Raw genomic sequence first — 24207 nt, forward strand, 5'->3', positions numbered from 1 at the left:
TAATGTATCTTTGGTGGATTCATTGCCTATCATGCTTTCCAAACACCCTTATACAGCTAAAGTAGCATCTGAGATAGCAGATAAGGGTTATTGCGATGCAAAAAAACAATTTTATCATGGAGTAAAGCTCCATTTGATAGGTAAGGACAGATTTGAAAAAATACCTAAACCTAACTTTTTTGATTTTACGCCTGCCAGTGTGAATGATTTAACAGCTATAAAACCCATGATTTGCCAATTAAAAAATCAAATTGTGGTCGGTGATAAAGCATATAGTTCAGAAAAATTCAACCAACAACTTTCTAAAAATAACACGGTCGTTTTAACGCCTATAAAATTGAAAAAAAGACAACAATATCTACAATCGGATGATAGCCTATTTTCTAAGTATATTAGCTCTGTTAGGCAACCTATTGAATCTTTCTTTAAGTGGCTCATTAGCAAAACAGATATTCAAAATGCTTCAAAGGTACGTTCTGCTAATGCTCTATGGTCGCATTGTTTAGGTAGAATAACTGCTGCCATTTGTCTATTTATTTTTAACCCTTGATTCACATTAGTTTACTTATTTCTAAAAAATACTGTAATAGCTACACCCTCAAAACCAAAATGCTCACGTATTTTATTCTGTAAAAACCTTTCGTATGCCTCTTTGATATACTGTGGTAAATTACAGAAAAATACAAACGTTGGCGAAGGAGTAGGTAACTGAAGACAATATTTGATTTTGATTTGCTTGCCTTTTAGCATTGGCGGTGGTGTGTTCTCAATGATTGGCAGCATTACCTCATTCAGTTTCGAAGTAGTAACTTTATGAGTTTTGTTCTCATGCACTTCCATGGCTTTTTCAATTACTTGAAAAATACGTTGTTTTTCTAAAACTGAAGCAAAAATAACAGGCATATAATTCATAGGAGCAATACGTTCTAAAATCTCCTTTTTCATGTGGTCAGCAGTTTTAGAATCCTTCTCTACCAAATCCCACTTATTAATCATTAATACAATCCCTTTTTTAGCATTATGGGCATTGGCAATGATACTAATATCCTGTGCTTCTATCCCTTTAGATGCATCTAATAGAATAATACACACATCTGATTCTTCTAAAGCTTTAATAGAACGTAAAACCGAATAAAATTCGATGTTTTCATGAACCTTTGCTTTTTTACGGATACCTGCTGTATCTGTCAGAATAAAATCTTTACCATATAGTCTGTAATGTGTATCAATGGCATCACGGGTTGTACCTGCTATATCAGTCACAATACTCCTGTCTTTACCTGTGAGTGCATTTAAAAATGAAGATTTTCCTACATTCGGACGGCCAAGAATCGCAATTCTCGGAATACCTTCATTTGGATTTTCAATGCCATCATCTTCAAACACTTTTACTACATCGTCCAGTAAATCACCTGTCCCACTACCATCAGCTGCCGAAATAGCGTAGATTTGGTCACCTAAACCCATTTCGTAAAACTCTGATGCTGTTTGCTGGCGTTCAAAACTTTCAGCCTTATTAGCCACTACAAAAACAGGTTTCTTAGAACGACGTAGAATATTGGCAAAGTCTTTATCTAAGCCAGTGAGTCCTGTCATAGTATCTACTACAAATAAGATCACATTCGATTCGTCAATAGCAATTTCTACCTGTTCGCGAATAGCTTCTTCGAAAGTATCTTCCGAACCTACTACATATCCTCCGGTATCAATAACTGTAAAATATTTTTCTGTCCATACTGCGTGCCCATAGTGACGGTCGCGCGTAACACCCGGCATATTATCAGTGATAGCCACACGGCTTTCAATAAGACGATTAAAAAGCGTAGATTTACCGACATTTGGTCGGCCTACAATTGCAACAATATTTGCCATAAACCCCTGACCCTCAATGAGGGTATAAATTATAGATGAAGACCTCTGAAAAATAATAAAAAACAATTTTCCCAAATACCAGTAAAGAGAGAGGTCTTTAAGTCTCTTTAAGTTTTGGGCGCAAATGGGGTACAAAGATAGGGAAAACAGAGAGATTTCTGTTGAGTATCAACACCCTGCAAGGGTTTTGGGTTCACTCATATCTAAAAAATTCCCTGAATATCCTGCCATGAAATCAGAGCAATGGCTATAATAGCTAATAATAAACCAATCTTGTTGAGGCCGGTTAGTTGCTCTTTAAAAAACAACCACGCCATAGTAGCCGATACCAGAATAACCCCGATATTGTATAAAGGATACACAAAAGCACCACTGTTGCCAAAAGCAGAAAGGGCATGTATCAGAAAATAAAAGGATAAAAAGTTAGGTACACCAAGGGTTATACTGGCTACTATATTTTTACCTGCAATTTTTTCTTTCCCTCGTATCAATTGAATAATCAACGCTACAGCCCCTGCAATTACTGCCCCTAAAACCATTACTAAGGTAACAGGCACAGTGCGGTCAGAAGAAGTAATGTATTTCAGATTCAGGTAATTAATAGCAGTATTGGTGATACCATAGAGCAGAAAAACGGCAACAGGTAACAGAAAATCAAATCCTTTGCCTTTGATTTTTTCATGACTGGGTTTGAAAGTGCTCAGCCCGACAGCTATTACTGCTAAGAAAAGACCCAGATAATTGAGCCAGTCGAAAGTGCGGCCATTAGTTTTTAAGAAAAAAAGACTGAAAATAACCGGAATAACCAAAGAGATATTATTAGCCAGAGAAGTAGCAGTAATGCCCATCTTTTGCGTTGAAATACCCGACAGAATAAAAGTGATAATGAAGCCTACTCCTAAAAACAAAGCATAATAAGGCCAGTCTTCTGCGAAATTTAATTCAAAATGTTGTCCTTCAGGCATCAAAGCCAATCCGGTAAGGAAACAAACCGGATAATTAAAAGCAATAGCCTGAAAAGTACTAATCTGGTATTTAGGATAAATACGAAAATTAATCAGGAGCAGTACCGAGAAAATTATACTTAAGATAAGGTATAGCATAGTGGTTAATTTTAAAGGAAATGAAAAGTAATGGGTAGTTTATTCGTACCCAAATTTCTCTAATTTATTTCGTTTATTTCTCCAGTCAGGCTCAACTTTGATGTATTGTTCCAGAAATATCTTTTTACCAAAAAACTTTTCCATTTCCAGACGTGCCTCCATCCCTACTTTTTTAATCCTTTCTCCCTTATGACCTAACAGAATGGCACGTTGGGTAGTGCGCTCTACATAAATCTCGGCACTAACCACAATCATATCTTCTTTTTCCTTAAAGCTATTAACTACTACCTCGCAGCTATAAGGTACTTCTTTTATATAATTGGTAAAAATCTTTTCTCTGATAATTTCAGCCGCAAAGAAACGCTCCGGCTTATCTGTCAATTCATCTTTAGGAAAATAGGGTGGGTGGGTAGGTAAGAAATTAACAATTTTACCTAATAAATCATCCACATTCTGCTGATGTAAGGCAGAAATAGCAATCACTTCGGTGGACTTAAAGTTTTCTTTCCAGTAATTTACCTTTTCTTCTATTTGTTCGGGCTTGGCCAGGTCAATTTTATTAACAATTAATAAAATAGGTGTTTGTGTATGTTGCAGTTTTTCAATAACATCGTTTTCATCATGTTTCTCGAAAATATCAGTTACAAACAGAATCACGTCAGCGTCTTCGAGCGAGCCATGCACAAAGTGCATCATTGATTTATGTAGTTCATAAACGGGCTTAATAATACCGGGAGTATCAGAGTAAACTAACTGAAAGTCAGTACCATTATGGACACCATTCACAATACCCATAATACGGTGCCGGGTGGTTTGCGCTTTAGAGCTAATAATAGAAAGACGCTCACCTACTAAGATATTCATTAGGGTAGATTTACCCACGTTTGGTTTACCGACAATACTGATAAAACCAGCCTTATGATTTGGAGAAACTATATCCACAAGAAAAAATATTTGTTTTTTTGCAAAGATAGTTTTTTTATTTCGAAAATAGTCGTACCTTTGCAGTCCGATTTAGGAACAACATCGCGGGATGGAGCAGTTGGTAGCTCGTTGGGCTCATAACCCAAAGGTCACAGGTTCGAGTCCTGTTCCCGCTACTCTGATTATCAGGCAGTTACATTAAAATGTGACTGCCTTTTTTGTTTTAACCTTAAACATACCTAAAACAAATCTTCACGTCATTTTATCATGGATCAGGGATCAGTCCCAAAAGTTGTGGGGAGGTAAAATAATTCGACCTTTGCATTTTACTAAAAGAACAGATGCAAGGAAATTACGGATTAATCCTAAAACCTGTGGGGTGAGTACTATTAAGCATAGATTTGAGTAAGTCAGTATAAAAAAAAGTATATTCTTCACACCTCTGAATTGACTTCTAAATGCCTTAATTTGAAATTAATCTGACAGTTACCAAATAATTCATTTGTAACTGTCAGATTAAATCGTGACTATTACAGGTTAAAATAGCAGCAAATCTTGTCCTTTTACCCTCACTTTTATAAAAATCTATAAAAAAGTAGCCGAAAAATAAATACAACATTAGTGAAGAAGTTATTTTTCTTCATTTGTATAGATTTGTATTGAAATAAGACCCAAACCCGTTCTTTCCTCCTTATTTCTTTTAGAAAAAACAGAACCAAAGCACATACCCTTTGGTTGGTTTTCTTACTTTGCATTCACACATTTCATTAAATAATGCCATTATACATTTAGGTCTGCTATAATCTATTTATCATAAATAACGCTATTTTTTATTTAGTAACCCTTAAAGTAAAACTATGACTCTTTTGCCAAACGAAAGCTTAGGCTTTCCATGTGACTTCACTGAAAGTCTTCGATTAAACAGTAAAAATCAAATCAACACTGACGACATTGTCTATCTTCAATCTGATTGGAATTATACCAATGTACATACTATCGACAATCGTATAATCCTATCGTCATTTACGCTTAAGATTCTTGAAAAACGTATTTTCGACAAAGCCTTTATCCGGATTAACAGAGGCTCATTAGTTAACATAAAGCATATTGCTACCATTAAAGACAATGGTAGAGGTGGCGAAGCTACCATGCAGAATGGCTCAATACTGCCCATCTCACGACGGAAATTAAATATGGTAAAAAAAGTATTTGAAACTACTAATTAATGAGGTTTGCTTTTTAGCCCGTTTAATAAAAGAAACAATACGTAAGGATTTTATTAAGTTGAATTTATCAATTTCGTAAATTATTAATGGATAAATACAGCAATAAATAAGATTAATATTAGAATAATACACCAAAAAGTAAACAAAACAACCGCTGTGTAGACAAAATGCTGATTAAAAATGAAACCACTTTATGAAAATTTCATTGCTTCGGCTAGAGCGATAATTGAAGCAAATTACGATGACGAAGATTTTGGATGTCCAGAACTTTGTGATGCGCTGCATATGAGTCGCTCCCACGTACATAGGAAGATTAAAAAAGCTTTAAACACTTCAACGTCGGGCTTCATATTACGGGTAAGAATGGAAAAAGCAAAGGAATCATTGCTTAAGGATACAGAAACCATTTCCAGTATTGCCTATAAGGTTGGGTTTTCGGATGCCAACTACTTTAGCCGCTTATTCTCAGCTTTTTATGGTGTCTCTCCTACTCAATATCGCCAGTCAATTATGAAGGTACCCTGAGCAAATGAGAGATAAAAATAAACCGGGCAAAATTTGCTTGGGAAGTTTTGTTATGCCTAAAAATTAAAAAATACCCTCAAAACCTTATACTCTTTATGAAGACTTTTTTTACATAATACTTATTAGTGGGTCTCCTGAGCAATATAGCCATCTGTTAGCAAATGCTTATTTGACTAAGTGAGAGATAAAATAGACCGGGTAAAATTTACTCGGAGGGCTTTGTTATGCCCAAAAATCAAGAAGAATACCCTCAAAACCCCGTTTTTATATGAAAACTTTTACAAATGATTATCAATTTAATTTTTTACGAATCTGGGCGCAGATCGTCTGCCTACTTGTTGGGATAGGAATTTCAGGCGCTGTATTTGGACAACAAGTAAAGAATCTAAATAGAAATACCACTTTTTCTACTATTCAGGCAGCTGTTAATGATGCTGCGACAGTAGCAGGAGATGTAATAGAGGTGAGTGCAGGAACCTATAATGAGAACCTTACTATCAGTAAAGCGATTACCGTTCAGGGCGTATCTGCCGCAACCACTATCATCAAAGCACCTTATAATAATGGGAATGCCAATACAGTTTTGCTTGGTAGCGGCGTAACCTTAAAAAACCTGACAATTACCAGAGATTATGGAAACACTTTAGAAGAATGGTATGCCTGTACAGTCAATCAGGGTATAAATTTTAATAGTACTACCAATATCAAGTTAGAGGGCTTGCTAATAAAAGGGAACAGAAACGGTATTTATTGTGCCAATTCACAGAATATCACTATTGTTAATTGTACGATAGAAGATAATCGTACAGGTATTCAGTTGACACATGACGTGAGTGGCTTAGTAATGACCAACAATATTATCCGTAATAATTTCACACATGGCATTGGCTTTACTTTCGATACAGCCCTTCTGACAGCAACTAATATAAAGATTCAGAATAACTACATAGCAGGTAACTGGTTTAGTCAGCTTAATTTTCAGAGAAACATAGCACCGACGCCTACGAATGTAGGAGATTTCACAGGAGCAGTGATTAGTTGTAACTGGTTTGGTTCAGCAACAGTTGGTATAAATGCAGTTTCAGCAGGCGAGCCTGGTTATTATACAGAAGGTAATCCTGCTAATAGTCAGATTCCATCACAGTTTGGCGGAACGAATCCTAATGCCGGAGCACCCGATCGTTATATCAGAGGAACACAGGCAGAGGCATCAGGCTTACCTACTCATTTACCCGTATTAGAAGTAGGCACAGATACAAAAGATGCTGTGGGTTTTCAGCCAGTACCAAGTATCTGTACACCTATTATCAATATTACCCGTAATACATATTTCGCTACAATTCAGGCGGCTATTAATGATGCAAGTACCATAGCAGGAGATACGATAGAAGTTAGCTCTGGTACGTATAACCAACAAGTATTAGTAAACAAAAGCTTGGTCATAAGAGGTGCGGGAGTAACCAAGCCAGAAATCAATTTCACAGGAACCCCGGCTTTGGCAAGTACAAGACTAACTGTTTTTGAAGTAACCTCTCCTAATGTAACCATTGAGGGGATAAAATTCAAAGTTGATTTAACAAAAATAGGAAGTGCCATTCTGGTAAGTGCAGCTAATATCAGTAACCTGACAGTGAAAAACAATGACTTTGTTCCGTATCGCAGCGGTGCTTATGGTCCTGCCTATGGATTAAGAAATGCCATCAGCGTCAACTATGGTACCTATCGGGTGAATGCCAGTAGTCCAAATGGATTGTTAATTAAGGACAATACGGTAAGTTATGATTTAGGGGTAGATAATTTACCACTAACAAGTGATGATGCAGGTTTCAGAGCAGGGGTTTCTATAGATGAAGGTGGTGGAGTAATCACAGGTAATACGCTACAAGCCATCAGTCAGGATGTAGAAGTAAGATTTGCCAGTGCAGGAAACGTAACGGTAAGCAATAATATTATGAATGGTGGTGGTAGCGAAATTTCTGAACATAATGCAGGTGCAGGCACCATCACTATTATAGGTAATACGTTCAATGGTGCCTTTGGTAATACGTATTCAAATCAATTAAGATTAAAGAACAATCAGGCTAATAAAACCACCATCGTTTCTAAGAACACTTTCAGCAATGTTATCTGGGGTGTTTCGATGGAGAATTACAAAAGTGTTACGCTTGATAGTAACACTTTTACTCCAAAGTCCGGTGCAACAGCTTATCAATTAATAACAGTCAATACTAAACTGAATAGTTCGAGTAGCTCAACTATTGTTCAGACAGAAATTGGCGCAACTTTTACTAATAATGAATTTAATGGTTCAGGAGCAACAGGTGGTAAAGCTATCAGTTTCTTCAATCAGGATTCAGATAACGATGTTTATGGCACCTTTACTATTGGTACTTCCGGTAATGAAAACACTTTTAAGGCAGGTATCAAAGATTTTATATACTTAGATAATAGTACAGGGTCAAGCAATGGCTATGTTTTTCCGGGAATAGCAGGTTTGCCAAATTATCCTACTACAGGAAGTTGGCCTACAACAATGGCACCGTGGGCAGAGAACCTGAATGTGCGTTACAACAAATTTGATTTGGGCACAGGATTGAAATTACCTACTGACATGAGTTTTGAGGAGAGAAATACTTTTGAGACCATGCTCACCCATAAACCGGATAATGCAGTTTTAGGACAAATTTCTTACTTCAATCCGGTACATAATCTGACACAAGATACTTATTTTGCTACTATTCAGCCTGCTATTACAGCGGCCGCTGCCGGCGACACTTTGGAACTGAGTGAATGGACATTTGCCGAGGGCATCACCATCAATAAAGCATTGACGATTCAAGGGGTTGACTCGGCCAATGTAATATTGAATGGATCTTCAATTGCCGATGCAAATGGTATTACCTTAGCTAACAATGTTCAGAATATAACTATCAAGAAACTGACCATCAAGAATTTTAAAGGTTCAGGCGCAGCAGGTAGCGGTATTTTCGGGCTTGGAAACAGTAATTTGACTATTGATCAGGTAGTAGTAGATGGAAACCAAGGTAGAGGAGGTATTTATCTCGGCGGTGGCGGAGGTATCCAAAACGTGACTATCAAAAATAGTATCTCAAAAAATCATGCAGTAGCTGCCTCAAGAGGTATAGTTATCTGGGATGGTTTCAAGAAAAACATTACTATCACCAATAACAAAGTGTATAATAACAACTGTTGCGGAATTGAACTACAGGATGGTACAGCTTCAGGAGTTACTATTACCGACAACCTTGTAATAGGCAACGTTGACAATGGACTGGGCTTAACGGGTTTAACCGGTGGAGCAGGAGCCAACCTTATTTCTAATAATACTGTGATCAACAACGGACGTTTTGGTATAGAAATCAAGAACCCGAATGGTACAGGTTTGTCGTCAGGAGACGGTAGTGTTTTAGTGAAAGGTAATACGGTTTCTTTCTCTGCTTCTGGTGCAATGAACAACAGAGACCATGCAGGTATTTCAGTGTATCGCAGAGCGTTCCTGGTAAACAATACAGAAAACTACTCCAACATACCAACAGGGGTTGTGATAGATAGCAATACGGTAACAGGTTTCAGACATCTGAATTCATCAGAAAGTAAAGGCTATGGTATTGTAGTAGAAGGAACCAATCACACCGTAAAGAAAAATACAGTAGGTAATAATGACTTTGGTATTCATGAGCAAGGAGGTCTACACCCTAATGCCAATTATGTGGCCGACAATGCAGGAGATGCAGACCAGGCTGATACTAAATCATTGAATTATTTCGGACGTGGTAACTCACCAGTGGCTTGTGGAAATACCTTTATAGATAATATATTCAATGCCAACCTTGTAACTAATATGAATACCGCAGTGGGTAGTAACTCATTTGAATTGGTAGTAAATAAGCGGAATAAAGAAACATTCTGTTCGATACAGACAGCTATTGATGATTCTAATACCATGAATGGTGATACATTAATAGTAAATGCCGGAACATTTATTGAAAACATCACGGTTTCTAAATCATTGGCTCTTCTGGGACCAAACGCTAATATTAATCCGAATACAGGTATACGTGTAGATGAGGCAATTATCCGCCCTGCTGTGAGACAAACATCTTTGGAAGGTAGCACTTCAGGTACTATTATCAGAGTAGCCGGAACAGGCCATCTCAATGTAATTATTAAAGGCTTTAAGCTGGATGGTAACAACCCTTCTTTAACTGGGGGACGTACGCTAAACGGAGTTAAAGTTCATACAGGTGCAGGTATTGTAAATAGTATCGGTTCGTTTGATACAAATCCGGGTGGCTCTGATGCAACGATGATTATTCAGAATAATATCATTCAGAACGTTGAAAGATACGGAGTTCTGGCTGATGGTACAACACCTGCCATAGCTATCGCCGGAACTAACGTTAGTTACAATAAATTTGATAATATCCCATCGGGTGATGGTTTCGGTGGTGGCCGTGGTAGAGCAGCTGCCTTTGAAGAAAACCACTACGGAACATTCGCTTATAACGTTGTAACCCGTGCAAACGTAGGCTGGCAGGATGATAATTACTACTTGGCTTCACCGGGTGCAGGAACAATAGTAGAGCATAATAATATCCGTACGTATCGCAGAGGTATCTTCCATAATTTGCAATACCAAAGTGCTACAGGTGCAAGAATAACCAATAATACTATTACGAAAGAAACTTCAGGAGATTTCGCAGCACATGCCGATAACTTTGGGATAGAGTTGGCTTCTATTCAGAATACAGTCAATGTTACAGCCGATAGCAATACTGTAACAGGTATGAAATACGGTATCTTACTTTGGAATATCCCATCGACCGGAACTGTAAAAGTTGCTAAAGGTACTTTAACTGGTAACCAATACGGTATCTATGCTACCAGTAACGACCCTCAGTTTGCAGGCGCAGGTAGTGCAAGTAATAGCATTGTTAGTGGTGTAAGTGTGGTAAACTCAACAACTGCTGGCATCACGGTAGATAATAGCATTAATAATTCTGCTACCTCGATCGCTTTGACTGATAGTACTATTATTTCGGGTGGGCCAAAAGGTTTGGTATTAACCGGAGCAAATACAACCATTTCGGGAGGTACTTTAAACAATACAGTCTTTACCGGACAAACCGGAAATTATATAGAGTTAGTTAATAGTACAGCAAATATTGATGGTGGAGGTGCCTATTTCGGAGGGAAAAAAGCTGTAGTTATGACTCAAGTAGAAAGAACTGCTTTAGAAGGAAAATTACTACATAAACCTGACAATGTGGCTTTAGGGAAAATCTGTTTACCATCTGTGGCAACATTATCCATAAAATCAGGTTCTCCATCTACTTATTGTAATGGCGGAAGTACAACCTTGATAGTTGATATTATCAGTGCTACCGGGCCATCTACTTTAGTGTATACAGACGGAACGACACAAACAACTGTGAATAGCTATGTAAGTGGTGCCAATATTAATATTAGCCCTACTACTACAAAAACGTATTCAATTGTTTCTATTACTGATGCCAGTGGTTGTGCTACCTCAACCGGGTTTACGGGTACTCCTACAGTAACAGTAAATCCGATTCCGACCAAGCCAACCATTACACCAACAGCTATCGCTATTTGTCAGGGAACTTCTACTACGTTAACAGCTTCTGCCTGTGCTGGTGGAACTTTAAACTGGACAGGTGGTTTGACAGGAACGAGTATTTCGGTAAGTATTACTAAATCTTATAAAGTAGCTTGTACGCAGTTAGGTTGTACTAGCGACTCAAGTGATGTAGCAACGGTAACAGTAAATCCAATTCCGACCAAGCCTACTATCACGCCTGCCAATACTGCTATCTGTATAGGTTCATCAACTACGCTAACCGCCTCAGCTTGTGCAGGCGGTACTTTGAACTGGACAGGTGGTTTAACAGGAACAAGTATTACGGTAAGCCCTACTGAAACGAAAATGTATAAAGTAGCGTGTACGCAACTAGATTGTACAAGTGACTCAAGTAGTGTAACAACCATTACCGTGAATCCTATTCCAACCACTCCGGTAATTGCCGCAAGTTCATTAGAGTTATGTATGGGAGAAAGTGCAACCTTAACAGTATCAGCTTGTGCAGGTGGAATAGTAAAATGGACAGGGGATTTATCAGGTTCATCTATTACAATTTCACCGACAGCCTCGAAATCTTACAAAGCAACTTGTACACAATTGAATTGTACCAGTGATTCGAGCGAAGTAGCTACCGTTACTGTAAAACCAACACCTGCCGCACCGACAATCTTAGCAGATAATAGTACTATTTGTAACGGAGAAACAGTCCTACTGACAGGAAGTTGTGAAACGGGTACTTTTGCATGGGTAGTAACCAGTATACCAGGTGTTATTTCGGAGCGCCCTACCAGTAACCGGACTATTTCTACTCCGGGTACTTATAGTGCTACCTGTACATACAATGGATGTGTGAGTGCCGAAGGCAGTATAACCATCACAAGCGGTAGTTGTAAATTCTTAACTATTAGTCCGTCGAATCCGACTATTTGTCCGGGCAAGAGTATTACTTTAACAACTTCCGGTTGTAACGCAGGGAATATAACATGGGCAGGCGGAGCAACAGGGGCTGGTACAAGTATTACTGTTTCGCCAACAGTAGCTACCACCTATCTGGCTACCTGTTCAAGCGGTGGTTCGGCTACAGTAACGGTAAATGTGGCAGAGAGTAGCGTATCTGTAACTAATAATGTATCTACCGGAGTAGTACTCGTAAAAGTTGCACAAACGATAGAATCAAATAAGAAAGTCGGTAACCCGGCTTTCACACCTATGCCTAACGTAACTTATCAGGCTGGAGGCTCGATAGTGCTCAACCCGGGATTTGTAGTAGAAGCGGGAGCTGTATTTAAAGCAGAAATACAGGTATGTAACTAATAAACAATGAATAGATATAAAATAGCCGACTTGCATGGTCGGCTATTTTTATGTTATGTATGTGTCGTACTATTTTCAGAATAGATATTTAACCCATCAACAACTGCCATACCTCTGAAACCAATAAAAGAATCAGACAGAAAGGGGTAAGAATTTTCCATGATAAGTGCATCAACTGGTCAACAAGTAAACGTGGGAGTGTCCAGCGAAGCCACATCTGAATGAAAAATCAAGAAATATGATTTTGACAATAACCAGAAAGCCCCAATAAATTACCCGACCACTCACCCACTGTTCCGCTTTTCCAATCAGCCAATGCCACAGAACCTATATTTGGGAAAGGGATATTCCAACCTCCTAAAAATAAATCACGCCTAAAATAGATACCAGAAGCATCATGGCATATTCTGAAAGCATAATAACCGTCCATCTGAAACCGGAATATTCGGATAGAGTATTATTTATCTACAATTTTCTGATAAAATTCACTTTCAGACAACCCCTCCCAGCATTTCTGCATATAGACTAATAAAAGCTATTATTTACCTAACTACCTCAATTGTATGAAATGCCGTCTTTTATTAGTTTTAGCCATAGGCCTGTATGGTTGTCAGTATGCAGAATCAGAAGAAAAGCGAGTCTATCAGGTTGGATTTAAAACCATTCGTATAAGTGATAAAACAAGAAAATATGAACCTGATGTTGATTCAACAAATGCCTTGTATTATCGGCCGATAGATATTGATATATGGTATCCAACACAGGATTCTTTGTCGGGTTCACTTATTGCCTTTGGCGATTATTTAAGGCTGTTTGAGCAAAGAGCTAATTTTTATACCGCCTCTAATACAGCCGATGGACTGGCCGGAAAATTTGCCAAGATGTTGAGTGATGGTTTCAACTGTTCGGATTCTACACGTTTATTAAACCTCTCCACACAAACCTATAAAAATGCCGAAGCTATTCAGGGTGATTTCCCTGTTATTCTATATCTGGCAAGTTATAATGGTATGGGATATGAAAACTACCCTTTATTTGAAACATTAGTCAGAAACGGATTTGTAGTAGTAGCAGTAAATTCCATAGGCAGGTCCCCGGGAGATATGACGATGAAAAAGGAAGACGTGATGGAACAGGTAAATGATGCGATGGCTACTGTTCAATATTTAGAGAAAGAGTCAAACATTAGGTTTACTAATGCAGCGATAATGGGGTATAGCTGGGGTGGGTTAACAGGTGTTTTAGTAGCAAATAAACTTCCTGATGTAAAATGTATAGTTTCATTAGAGGGTTCAGAGTTTCATCATTATGGGTATGCAAAAGAGGAAGACGCCGACTTTGAGGGTATTCGAAATAGTCCTGACTTTGAAAAGATGTTTCTGAAAAGTCCTTATCTCAGATTTGAGAGCTCGCCCGTAAACCAGAAACCTTCAAAAGATTCAGTTAATAATTTTCTCTCAAAAATTTCTAAAGATTACCTGATTCTGAAAGTAGATTCTGCCGAGCATGGTGATTTTTCAGCCTATCCCTCTATCGTGAAGGTCTCTGGAAATTGTAAAAATGCACAATTGTATCAGACTATTACTAAGCTGACAACTGCTTATCTGGAAGAACATTTACAAGCAAAAACGGATTTTAATAAAGTACTTGAGGGAGAATTAATGAGTAAACGTGTAAGAAAGAAGTAAACGAATTAGCTTCATTGTGCACCTTATTTTTTTAATTGGTAGTGCATTGCCTTTTAAAACTTCTGATAAACAACTTCTCCATCAACAATAGTGCTATTGATGTTAAAATCATTGTCAAAAACGACTAAATCGGCATCAAAGCCTTTTGCTATTTTGCCTTTTGAATTTTGTACTTTCATGATTCGGGCAGGAGTAGCCGTAAGCATTTTTACTGATTCAGGAATGGATATACCTACTTTTTCAACAAGATTTTTCAGAAGCTTATCGGTTGTAGCTACGCTTCCGGCAAAAGATAGTCTGTCCGGGAGTTTAGCTACACCATCTTCTACAATTACATCAAGTCCATCTTCAAGGCTTCCCAGTTTGCTTGTCGTTACATTAGTTCCTGCTGCACGCATGGCATCAGTAATAAGAGCCATACGGTCAGAACCTTTAATCTTATAGACCAGTTGAAGTAGTTCGACAGGTAAATGTTTTAAGTCAGCTATTACTTCTACATCCATATCATCTAATAAAAAGGCACTCTCCACAGTACCTGCGTAGCGAAAGCCTTGTTTTCTAATTACTCCAACCATTCCTGAATACAGGTGTGTCATTAATGAATATCCGACCGCCTGTGCCTTAATGACATCGGCGTATAATGCTTCGGTATGAGCAATTGAAGCGATGATGTTATTTTTACTCAGAACATTACCAAATTCAATAGCACCTTCGAGTTCAGGAGCAGCACTCCAACGAATAATAAACGGAAATCTCTGTATAATTTCATTGTATTCATCAGCATCAGGTAAGCGTATGTATTTGGGGTCTTGTGCCCCTCGCTGATTCATGGCAAAATAAGGCCCTTCTATATGTACACCTAAAAAACCAGCTCCTTTATGATGGGTCTTTTTTACTGCTTCGTAGGTTTCAAGCGTTTTTATAAGATTCTCTCTGGTAGAAGTGAGGGTAGTGGGTACCATTGCAGTAGTACCGTATCTGGCGTGTGTAACAGCAATTTGCTGAAAGGCCTCTATAGTATTATCCATAAAGTCGTACCCACCTCCACCATGCAGGTGAATGTCAATGAATCCGGGCGATACGAAGTTTCCATTCGCATCAATAATATGTGCTTCTTCCATGTCAACCGCATGAGTAAGCACCCCATCAATTTTCCCATCTTTCACTACAATCGTAGCATTTTCCAGAATTTCATGAGGGGTTATTACCCTGCCATTCACTATTTTGGTAAATCTCATAACAACTCTTTAAGAGACAAGTATTTTTATTTATCCTAAAGCAGGCTTGCCGAATCAACATCTAAATAGAGTTCGCAATCAGGATGATTCTGAAGAATACTTGCCGGAAACAAAGGGCTTACTGTTTGCTTGATTGCATTTCTGACAGCCTCTGCTTTCCTTTCATCAGGCACAGAACAAATCATACTTTTTGACTGCATAATTTGTCTGATAGACATACTAATAGCCTTTTCAGGCACTTCCGACATACTACCAAACCATCCCTCATTCAATTGTTGCTGACGGCAAGCTGTGTCTAAATCAACTATAATATAGGGTTCTTCTGTATCAAAATCAGCAGGAGGGTCATTAAAAGCCAGGTGTCCGTTTTCGCCAATGCCTACCAACGCTACATCAATCGGGTGCTGTCGTATTTTTTCACCGAGACGTTTTAACTCCTCATCAATATCCGCTTCCCCATTTATAAGGGTATAACTCATTAAAGTTGGTACCTGAGTAATAAACCGTTCTCTTAAATATTTCCTGAAACTCGCCTGATGCGTTTCTGAAAGGCCGATGTATTCATCCAGATGAAACATATTTACTTTAGACCAGTCAATGGACTTATCTTTTAACAGATTTGAAAGCGTTTCAAACTGACTGCTTCCTGTTGCTAAAATAATATTGGCTTGCCCGTTTTCAGTAATTATTTTTTTGATTTTTTCTGCGGCACTTTTACCTGCTTTTTCTCCTAATTCGCTATTGTTCTGGCTAACTATTATCTCCATTGCTGATTAATTGTATTTTCTTATTCCGGTATTTCCTCCTTTCGACATCGTGATGTCTAAAGGCTCGTTCGTTTTCCAGTTGCCTCTTGTAAAATCAGGTACATCAATTGATTTCGATCTGTTTTTAACCGAAACTTCACTCAATGGAGCTACAGCACTCCAGAGTGCGGCATCATAAACGTCCTGGTCGAGTGGAATACCATTGCGTAAACAATCTATCAGGCGCCAGTCCATCATAAAATCCATTCCTCCATGTCCACCCACTTGTTTAGCCATTTCACCTATTTTCTTTACGATAGGGGGTGTATATTCTTCCTGAAGTTTGGTTAATGCCTCTTCATTCAACCATTCGTGTTTATGGTCTGAGATTCTGCCGGGTTCAGGATACTTGAGTGCAATACCATTGGTACCACTAATGAGATGAATACGGGAGTAGGGGCGAGGGGTTGACACATCGTGTTGAATCATTATGGTTTTCCCTTTCATAGTTTTGATAGTAGTTACATTCAGGTTCCCTCTGAATTTCTTATCTACAAATTGCTGATAGTAATTATCGGTTTTGGCTTTTTCTACGGCCATATCATGTAACGTAAAGTCATTCGATGAGGTAGAAACCAGATAATCCATTCTATCGCCACGATTCAGATTCAATACCTGACTTACAGGCCCAAGTCCATGCGTGGGATACAGACTGCCATTACGTAAGTTCTGTTTCAATCGCCAGTTGTCTGAATAGCTGCCATCGGTCATCAGGCTATTTCTGAGGTCATGAAGATAAGCCCCTTCAACGTGTATAATCTCTCCGAAATACCCTTGTCGTGCCAGATTAAGTGTCAATAATTCAAAGAAGTCATAGCAGGTGTTTTCCAGCATCATGCAATGTTTTTTAGTTGATTCTGATGTTTCAACCAGTTGCCAGCATTCCTCCAGTGTTACAGCCGCAGGTACCTCTATGGCTACATGTTTACCTTGTTTCATGGCATATACGGCCATTGGTGTATGCAAATGCCAGGGAGTGGCAATATAGACCAAATCAATATCCGGTCTTTCGCACATTTGTTTCCACGAGTCTTCTTTTTCAAAATAGAGGTCAACCTTTATACCCATTTTTTGTAGCTTGTCTGCTGATTCACGGGCTTTTACTTCTCGTTTGTCGCAGATAGCTTTTGTTTCTACTCCCTCAACGCGGTTGACTCTGGTTACCGAACCACTACCTCTGTTCCCTACGCCTATAAACCCAATTCTTACGGTTTCGAGCTTAGGGGCTGCATAGCCTGACATATTAAATGCTGCTTTGGTTTTATTTTTTTGTGCTTGTAAGGGTAAGGTATTCAAGCTACCGGCAAGTGTGAGGGCTGAAACGCCTCCCATTTTCAAAAAATCTCTTCTATTGTTTTTCATCTTTTAATATGTTCGGTTGAATTTTGTGTTCAGATGGTTTTATACGCTTCTTAGTTTGTTTCAACTAAGGTTTTATCATTTTTCAGTTTCCAGTATTTAAGATTATACCCGTAAAACGTATAGAAAATCAGGTATAAAAAACAGGGTATCAGCACCCAATACGCTTCTTTCGGGCTGGAAATATCAGCAAAGTATCCGTAAATCATGGGCATAATGGCATTTCCGCTTAGTCCCATAATCATGAGCGAAGAACCAATTTTTGTGAGTTTTCCTAAACCTCTGATAGCTAATGGCCATATTCCTGCCCAGATAAGCGAGTTAGCTAAACCTAACAGTACAATGAACCAGATGGAAATATCTGTAGATATACCCAGAATACCTACCTGCCCATTGGTAAGAATAATTAAAATACTGAATAGCAAACCCAGCAATGTACAGATTTTGAGGGTAGTATGCTGGTTAACAAATCTCGGAATCAGAATAATGCCTGTAATGTAACCTGTGATAGTCATAGTAAGTACGTAAGACGGAAAGACTTTAGCTACATTCAGCGAAAGACCCTGATAAACCCCATAATTGATGATAGTATCAACTGCAATTACCTGGGTTCCGACATGAAAAAAATAGCAATAGCCCCTAATATTAAGTAAGGATGTGATAAAATAGATTGATTACCCTTATATTCATCTTTTTCGTGTTCTATTTCAGGCAGCGAAGAAAAATAGATTAAAGTACCTAATAAAAATAAGGCCGCTGCTATTACTCCGTAAGGCAATATCACCCTGTCGAGTAATTGACTTAACAGGTTTTGCCTTGCTATTTGGTTTGCTACACTCAGGTTTTCAATGATTTTAATATCTGTCGGTTTAAGAATAATAAAAGAAAGAATAAGTGGGGCGATAATGCCTGCTCCCTTGTTGCAGATACCCATAATACTGATTCGCTGTGCCGCACTTTCTAAAGGCCCTATGATAGTAATATAAGGATTCGACGCTGTTTGCAGAATTGATAAACCAGTACCGAGTGTGAACAAACCAGTCAGAAAAAGACCATAGCTTTTGAGCATGGCTGCCGGAATAAAAACTAAAGCCCCGATAGCCATTACCCATAGCCCTGAAACAATGCTCTTTTTATAGCCGAATTTATTCAGTAATACAGACGATGGTAGCGAAATAACCAGATAAGAAATATAAAACGCAAATGCTACCAGATAAGCCTTAAAACTGGTGAGTTGGAAGGCAATTTTGAAATATGGAATCAGAATGGCATTCGACCATGAGATAAATCCGAATATAAAAAACAAGGCCGCCAGAATCAGAACGGAAGTATAGTATGATTTTTTTGACGACATTATTCAGTCGGATTTTTAGGGTTGAATGATTATTTTCTTCTAATGCTTTTGCCTGCCGGAAGACTACTCCTGAATCAAGAAATTACATCTTATACGTAATTCCTTATCAATATTTCTTCATGATTTTTATCAAGGGCTTGGCTATTAATTCATAGCCTTTGTCAGAAGGATGCAGGCCATCGTAGGTTTTGTCAATAGATTCTACCGGATAAGGATATTCATCAGTTGCAGGATTGAAAGGAATATTAATGAAGTCAGGGAAAGTATAATTAACGTATTTACCTGTCTGAGGGTCTTTCAGACGCTTGAATTTAACCAGATTTTCCATTTCCAGGCCTTTGGTATGGTAAAGGTCAAGAACCGGAAAATTCTCATGTTTACCAATGGAATCAATGGCATAGGCGAATGATTCAAGCATTTGCCCGTTCTTATTCGGTTTATAAGACCCATAAGCATTGTTTTTGAAATTGGCTATATACACAAAATCAACCCTCTGCATGGGTGTAATCAGAATAATTGGTGCATCAGGATTGAGGCTTTTTAGTTTATCAATAATGATTCTGAAAGAACCATATACGGTACTATTTCCCGTATTGTTTTTATAATCAGACAATAGTCCTGTAGGACGACCCTGCCACCAGTCGTTGGTACCTAAAAAAACAGAATATACATCTGCTTTAGTCAGATTCAGTTTTTCGATAGCATTGGCAATTCCGCCCGAAGTCCAGCCATTATGACCCTGGTTAATATATTTGATGTGTGGCAACTTCTCAGTAACCATTGTCATATATCCCTTGGTAATACGATTGTCGGTTTCTTTCTGATGGTCGTTCAGATAAGTGATAGAATCACCAATGGCAACCCACGAAATTTCTTTGAAGGTAAACGAGCTGAAAAACGCAATCAGCACGAGTAAAGTGGCGAGTTTTTTCATAAGTTGAATGTTTAAGGTTAAGTAAATATATACATTTTTTATACTTGTTTAAAAGTGATTTAATCATTTTAAGATAAACGTGTGTTGCATAATTCTTTTAAGGTTTGTGTGTTTATTTAAAGTATTAAGAACTCTACAATATTTTTGCTTAATTTGACAAGAAATTTAACCCTCTATTCAATAAAATAAAACCTACCATACACACGAATGAAAAATGGATTTTTAGTTGCCTGTTGTCTGCTCACACAGCTATCAATGGCTCAGGATGTGAGCCTTGCCCTGCAAAAAAAGCCGGATACGAATCCTGCAAAATTAGCTGAACAGTGGAGCAAAGTGCCTGCAAATACCAAAGTAAGTTTTGCCACCAGCAGTAAACGTTTTGCTCAGGAATTACCGCCCGAAATCAAAGAAAATAATATATGGACTGCCAGTGCCTGGAAAGGTGAAAAAGTACATAAACAGTTGATAATCTGGAGTAAGGCTGACCTGAATACGGTTACGATTGAGGTAAGCGACCTGAAAAATACCAAAGGGGGGCTGATTAAAAAGGAAAATATCAGCACAGGATTTTTGCAGTATGTGATGACCGATGAGTTCAGAAATGGTTGTGGGTATAGAAAACCACAGGACTTTGATTCGTCGAAAGTTGCAGATATCATTAATGTTGATTTAAAAAGCATACAGGTACAGAAGAACACAACCCAGCCTGTGTGGGTGAGCATAAAAGTGCCTCAAACGGTAAATGCCGGGACTTATTCTGGAACTGTAACGGTGAATGCTGATAAGAAATATACATTAAACGTTGTTTTGACTGTAGTTGATAAAACACTTCCGCCTCCGGCTGAATGGACTTACCGATTAGATTTCTGGCAACACCCTTTTGCTATAGCCCGTGTACACAAATTAGAGCCCTGGAGCGATGCACATTTTGCTACTATGCGAAAGTATTACACCATGCTGGCCGATGCCGGACAAAAAATTATCACGACCAGTATTGTGAATGAGCCTTGGGGACACCAGACCTACGATGATTTTCCGAGCCTGATAAAGTGGACAAAGAAAAAAGACGGTACATGGACATATGACTATACCTTATTTGATAAATACGTGGCTTTTGTGATGAGTTGTGGCATTAATAAGCAGATAAACTGCTATAGCATGGTACCCTGGAAAATTGCTTTTACTTATTATGATGAAGCGGCAAGCAAAGAAGCGGTTTTTACTCAAGCCATTGGTACACCTGCTTACAATGAATTCTGGGCAACCATGCTGACGGATTTTACCAGACACCTGAAACAAAAAGGCTGGTTTGGTATTACCACTATTGCAATGGACGAACGCCCAATGCCTGCCATGCAGTCGGTAATTAAACTCTTGAAAACCATTGATACCGGATGGAAAGTATCTTTAGCCGGAGATTATCATGCCGAGATTGAAAACGATATTTATGATTATTGCGTAGCTTCCAACTGGAAGTATCCCAATGACGTTTTGCAAAAGCGCAAGCAGCAAAATAAGCTAAGTACGTGGTACACCTGTTGCGCTGAAAAATACCCGAATGCCTTTACATTCTCGCCACCAGACGAAATGGTCTGGATGGGTTGGTACACAGCCGCAACCGGAATGGATGGTTATCTGCGTTGGGCCTATAACAGTTGGCCTAAATCACCATCGACAGATAGCCGATTTACGGCATGGCCTGCCGGAGATACTTATCAGGTGTATCCGGGAGCATTATCGTCTGTACGTTTTGAGAAAATTATAGAAGGCATACAGGATTTTGAGAAAATTCAACTCTTGCGCAAAGAATACCAAAGCAAACAACAGACAGCGCAGTTAAGCAAACTGGAAGCAGCCTTAAAAACTTTTGAAATAAAAGATTTAGCCATAGAAAGCGCAGAAGCAACAGTAGCAAAGGCTAAAAAACTATTAAATGAATAAATTAATATCTGTCTCGTATGTTTGATTGATTGCGCTGATATGAGTACTACCTAAATTATCATTTTATAATCGTATCTGAAATCAGGCAAATCATCAAATCAGTTAAATCACAGTTCAAGACAAAACTTCAATCACTCAATATGAAATTCACTCGTTGCCTTTACTTACTTCTGATACTGGCTAATGTCTCCTCATTTGCCCAACAGATGAAATGGTGGAACCCGGCGCAGGCTACTTTTCCTGTGATTGAGGGAAGAGCCTGGCATACTGATTTGGTAAGACCCTACGACCGATTGCCTGCCAAAGCAGAAAAAACAGTGAGGCCAGCCGTATGGTCTTTAGGACAAAATACAGCCGGAGAATACATCAGATTCACTACCAATGCTACTGAAATTACGATTCGTTACCAGATTTCTAAGGCTAAAAGTATGGACCACATGCCTGCTACAGGTGTAAGTGGTGTAGATTTATATGCTTTAGATGCCAACAATAACTGGCAATGGATACGTGGCGCTTATAGTTTTGGCGATACAGTGCAATATAAATTCACGAATGTGATAAGCAATGTACCTATCAAAGAATTCAGGTTATATCTGCCGCTCTACAATATGCCTAAATGGATGCAGATAGGGACGCCTAAAGACAAAGATTTTACCCCGTTACAGGTAAGTAATGAGCAACCCTTGGTTTTATATGGAACTTCTATTATGCAAGGGGCCTGTGCCAGCAGACCGGGTCTGGCGTGGACAAATATTTTAGGCAGAAAACTCAATTTGCCTATCATTAATTTAGGCTTCTCAGGTAATGGGCGATTAGAGCAACCTGTGATAGACCTGCTCAATGAAACCAATGCCAGACTTTTTGTTTTAGATTGCCAGCCAAACTTAGTAGATAAAAAGGTATATCCGGGAGCAGACATAGAAAACCGTATCCGTACCTCAGTAAAAAGCCTACAAGCCAAACACCCTGATGTGCCTATTTTATTGGTAGAGCATTGCTGTGGAGTGCCGGAAGTAGGCGTAGATACTACTTTCTTTAACCGATATACCTGGAGCAGCGAGGTAATGAACAAAACCTTTACAACCCTAAAAAAAGAGGGTATAAAAAACATTCACTTACTCACAGCCGCAGATATAGGCTTCGATTCAGCCTCAACCGTAGATGGCACTCATCCAACAGATATAGGGATGATGAAATACGCAGATGCTTACGAAAAGGCAATTGGTAAGGTTTTAGGGAAGAAAGGTGGGAGAAGGAAGTAGCCCCAATCATATTTTAGAGCCTTGATAAGTTATCTTTTTATAAAGTTCGTTATTCAGTTTATAATTGAAAATGCGTTTGTCGATAGAAGAAGGTATTTTTTCAATAGGCTCTTCTGAAATAGTCATGATTTAATCTGACAGTTACGATTTATTTAGTAACTTAAAATTAAAGATTAAATCAAATGACAACACAGGCAAAAATCATCAAGAACAAGTTAGGAGTATTAGAACTTGCCAATGTTTTAGGCAATGTCTCAAAGGCTTGCAAGGTAATGGGTTATAGTCGAGATAGTTTCTATCGCTTCAAGGAACTCTATGAACAAGGTGGTGAATTAGCACTTCAAGAAATTAGTCGCAGAAAACCCATAGAGAAAAATCGGGTAGATACGTTAGTAGAAGAAGCCGTTGTCAAGATGGCATTGGACTTACCAGCTTATGGACAGCTAAGAGTATCAAATGAGCTAAAGAAACAAGGTATAGTTGTCTCTCCTGGTGGAGTACGTTCAATCTGGTTAAGACATGATTTAGCTACCTTTAAGAAACGTTTAAAAGCATTGGAAGCGAAGGTTAATCAGGAAGGAATTATCCTTACAGATGAGCAAATAACAGCCTTAGAAAGAGCCAAAGCTGAGAAACAGGCTCATGGAGAAATAGAGACACATCATCCGGGTTATTTAGGAGCACAGGATACGTATTACGTAGGTAATATTAAGGGAGTAGGCCATATTTATCAACAGACTTTTATAGATACTTATTCAAAGGTAGCTTTTGTTAAACTCTATGACCGGAAAAACGCTTTAGTAGCCGCTGATATGCTCAATGATAAGGTTATTCCTTTTCATGAGCAAAATCAGATTCGTCTACTAAGAGTTTTAACTGATAGGGGTACAGAATATTGTGGTAATAGGGAGCAACACGAATATCAATTATATTTGGCTATAGAAGATATTGACCATACTAAAACTAAAGCCAAAAGTCCTCAAACTAATGGTATATGCGAGCGTTTCCATCGTACTATTCAGGATGAATTTTATGCGG

The 24207-nt window shown here is 38.5% G+C and carries 17 protein-coding genes, 1 tRNA gene and 1 pseudogene; 9 read left to right on the top strand and 10 right to left on the bottom strand.

Annotation, left to right across the window (positions count from 1 at the left end):
* The coding region (locus tag EWM59_RS25485; protein WP_207220055.1) for a transposase at positions 1 to 550 on the top strand (550 nt) is incomplete at its 5' end.
* 11 nt (positions 551 to 561) lie between these two features.
* Here the strand turns inward: EWM59_RS25485 and der are convergent.
* The 3 genes from der to era all read right to left on the bottom strand — a co-directional run bounded on the left by der (position 562) and on the right by era (position 3917).
* Positions 562 to 1872 carry a ribosome biogenesis GTPase Der gene (gene der, locus EWM59_RS25490; protein ID WP_130024061.1) on the bottom strand — a complete coding sequence of 437 codons (1311 nt, stop codon included), beginning with the start codon at positions 1870 to 1872 and terminating at the stop codon, positions 562 to 564.
* A gap of 203 nt (positions 1873 to 2075) precedes the next feature.
* Positions 2076 to 2975: a DMT family transporter gene (locus EWM59_RS25495; protein WP_130024062.1), complete on the bottom strand. Its 900-nt coding sequence runs from the start codon at positions 2973 to 2975 to the stop codon at positions 2076 to 2078.
* 39 nt (positions 2976 to 3014) lie between these two features.
* Positions 3015 to 3917, bottom strand: coding sequence for a GTPase Era (gene era / locus EWM59_RS25500; RefSeq protein WP_130024063.1), 903 nt, complete (start codon positions 3915 to 3917; stop codon positions 3015 to 3017).
* A gap of 85 nt (positions 3918 to 4002) precedes the next feature.
* Between era and EWM59_RS25505 the strand changes: the two genes are divergently transcribed.
* From EWM59_RS25505 to EWM59_RS25520, 4 genes are all read left to right on the top strand, one after another.
* Positions 4003 to 4075 (top strand) — tRNA-Met (locus EWM59_RS25505).
* A 681-nt stretch (positions 4076 to 4756) separates the two neighbouring features.
* Positions 4757 to 5125, top strand: a complete 369-nt coding sequence (locus EWM59_RS25510) for a LytR/AlgR family response regulator transcription factor (RefSeq protein WP_130024064.1) — start codon at positions 4757 to 4759, stop codon at positions 5123 to 5125.
* Positions 5126 to 5305: 180 nt separating this feature from the next.
* The gene (locus tag EWM59_RS25515) at positions 5306 to 5650 is read left to right on the top strand and encodes a helix-turn-helix domain-containing protein (RefSeq protein ID WP_130024065.1); all 345 of its coding nucleotides are present in this window, start codon (positions 5306 to 5308) and stop codon (positions 5648 to 5650) included.
* 268 nt (positions 5651 to 5918) lie between these two features.
* Entirely contained in the window at positions 5919 to 12587 is a 6669-nt protein-coding gene (locus EWM59_RS25520; protein ID WP_130024066.1) for a right-handed parallel beta-helix repeat-containing protein, read from the top strand.
* 88 nt (positions 12588 to 12675) lie between these two features.
* Here EWM59_RS25520 and EWM59_RS28845 read toward each other — a convergent pair.
* Positions 12676 to 13037: pseudogene (locus EWM59_RS28845) on the bottom strand (NADH-quinone oxidoreductase subunit H); the annotation flags it as partial.
* A gap of 113 nt (positions 13038 to 13150) precedes the next feature.
* Here EWM59_RS28845 and EWM59_RS25530 point away from each other — a divergent pair.
* Positions 13151 to 14275, top strand: a complete 1125-nt coding sequence (locus EWM59_RS25530) for an alpha/beta fold hydrolase (RefSeq protein WP_130024067.1) — start codon at positions 13151 to 13153, stop codon at positions 14273 to 14275.
* A 53-nt stretch (positions 14276 to 14328) separates the two neighbouring features.
* Here the strand turns inward: EWM59_RS25530 and nagA are convergent, their stop codons facing one another.
* The 6 genes from nagA to EWM59_RS25555 all read right to left on the bottom strand — a co-directional run bounded on the left by nagA (position 14329) and on the right by EWM59_RS25555 (position 19966).
* Complete coding sequence (gene nagA / locus EWM59_RS25535) at positions 14329 to 15513, bottom strand: N-acetylglucosamine-6-phosphate deacetylase (protein WP_130024068.1); 1185 nt, start codon at positions 15511 to 15513, stop codon at positions 14329 to 14331.
* Positions 15514 to 15548: 35 nt separating this feature from the next.
* Positions 15549 to 16280, bottom strand: a complete 732-nt coding sequence (locus EWM59_RS25540; protein WP_130024069.1) for a glucosamine-6-phosphate deaminase — start codon at positions 16278 to 16280, stop codon at positions 15549 to 15551.
* A gap of 6 nt (positions 16281 to 16286) precedes the next feature.
* The gene (locus EWM59_RS25545; RefSeq protein WP_130024070.1) at positions 16287 to 17681 is read right to left on the bottom strand and encodes a Gfo/Idh/MocA family protein; all 1395 of its coding nucleotides are present in this window, start codon (positions 17679 to 17681) and stop codon (positions 16287 to 16289) included.
* A 50-nt stretch (positions 17682 to 17731) separates the two neighbouring features.
* Positions 17732 to 18193 carry an MFS transporter gene (locus EWM59_RS28705; protein ID WP_310587900.1) on the bottom strand — a complete coding sequence of 154 codons (462 nt, stop codon included), beginning with the start codon at positions 18191 to 18193 and terminating at the stop codon, positions 17732 to 17734.
* Between the two features lie 86 nt (positions 18194 to 18279).
* Complete coding sequence (locus EWM59_RS28710) at positions 18280 to 19032, bottom strand: MFS transporter (RefSeq protein WP_310587901.1); 753 nt, start codon at positions 19030 to 19032, stop codon at positions 18280 to 18282.
* A gap of 106 nt (positions 19033 to 19138) precedes the next feature.
* Positions 19139 to 19966, bottom strand: coding sequence for an SGNH/GDSL hydrolase family protein (locus EWM59_RS25555; protein ID WP_130024071.1), 828 nt, complete (start codon positions 19964 to 19966; stop codon positions 19139 to 19141).
* Between the two features lie 207 nt (positions 19967 to 20173).
* Here EWM59_RS25555 and EWM59_RS25560 point away from each other — a divergent pair, with 207 nt between their 5' ends.
* From EWM59_RS25560 to EWM59_RS25570, 3 genes are all read left to right on the top strand, one after another.
* Positions 20174 to 21907: a DUF4091 domain-containing protein gene (locus tag EWM59_RS25560; RefSeq protein ID WP_130024072.1), complete on the top strand. Its 1734-nt coding sequence runs from the start codon at positions 20174 to 20176 to the stop codon at positions 21905 to 21907.
* A 140-nt stretch (positions 21908 to 22047) separates the two neighbouring features.
* Positions 22048 to 23169, top strand: a complete 1122-nt coding sequence (locus tag EWM59_RS25565) for an SGNH/GDSL hydrolase family protein (protein ID WP_130024073.1) — start codon at positions 22048 to 22050, stop codon at positions 23167 to 23169.
* Between the two features lie 182 nt (positions 23170 to 23351).
* Positions 23352 to 24207, top strand: an 856-nt coding sequence (locus tag EWM59_RS25570; RefSeq protein ID WP_130021487.1) for an IS481 family transposase, incomplete at its 3' end; no start/stop codon positions are given.

It is taken from the genome of Emticicia agri (assembly GCF_004168285.1).
Classification (GTDB): domain Bacteria; phylum Bacteroidota; class Bacteroidia; order Cytophagales; family Spirosomataceae; genus Emticicia; species Emticicia agri.